This window comes from Paenibacillus lacisoli (assembly GCF_030580655.1).
GTDB lineage: Bacteria > Bacillota > Bacilli > Paenibacillales > Paenibacillaceae > Paenibacillus > Paenibacillus lacisoli.
This window is the reverse complement of record NZ_JAUQTB010000048.1, coordinates 1-801: the sequence shown is the minus strand read 5'-3', so window position 1 is coordinate 801 and position 801 is coordinate 1. Positions and strand designations below refer to the sequence as shown.

Here is an 801-nt window from a genome sequence, read left to right as displayed (position 1 = left end):
TCACTCGTCCCCTCGTTTGTTTTCATTTTATTTCATACGAGGGTGTTTATCGACTGCATTTTTATCGTAGCACTCCACATGATGAAATGCTTGTTATCGAGGAAAGAGTAATTTTATTAGTTCCAAAGGGGGCTGTTTCTTTCTCTCAGAGATATACACCAGACGTGTATTGCAGACATTTTGTTTTAAATTTTCATCAAAATGAACATCTGAGATTGTTGACTCCTTTAGTTAAAGAAACACGTTTGAAAAGTGGAGAAATTAAATGGGAGGTTTTCAAGAAAGATTTAATTGAAGAACTCCATCCTTTTAGGAAAGAATATTTAAGGGAATTTACAAGAAATCATCCTCAAATATTCAATCAATTTAGACAGCAAGCGAAAAATCAAATGAACTCAATAACTGATGATCAACTTGAAGATGAACCTGGCTTCAGTATTGAAGAGTTTGTTGATTATTTAAAAGACAGACTTACTGCCATCGTACCGGGAACTAACACTGCAAATCTATATCATACTCATATAATGGGAATACTCGAATACCTATTTTATCCGAACTTAGTATGTCCGGTGAAAGAACAGGAGATTGATGAAGGTAGGAAACGAATTGATATCTCCTTTGAAAATGCTGCTAAATCGGGATTTTTCTATAATCTGCATTCGGTTAAGCAAATTCCCTGTTCGTATATATTCGTAGAATGTAAAAACTATTCAAGAGATATAACTAGGTCGTGTCTGAAAACTCTTCATTGAGTCAATTTGAAAATGGCAGCCACGTATACAAACGCCAAGAATGACTTAG

General features: G+C 34.6%; 1 pseudogene. It reads left to right on the top strand.

Features of this window, described 5'->3' with window-relative positions:
- Positions 1-752: pseudogene (locus tag Q5741_RS21550) on the top strand (hypothetical protein); the annotation flags it as partial.
- Positions 753-801: the final 49 nt, after the last annotated feature.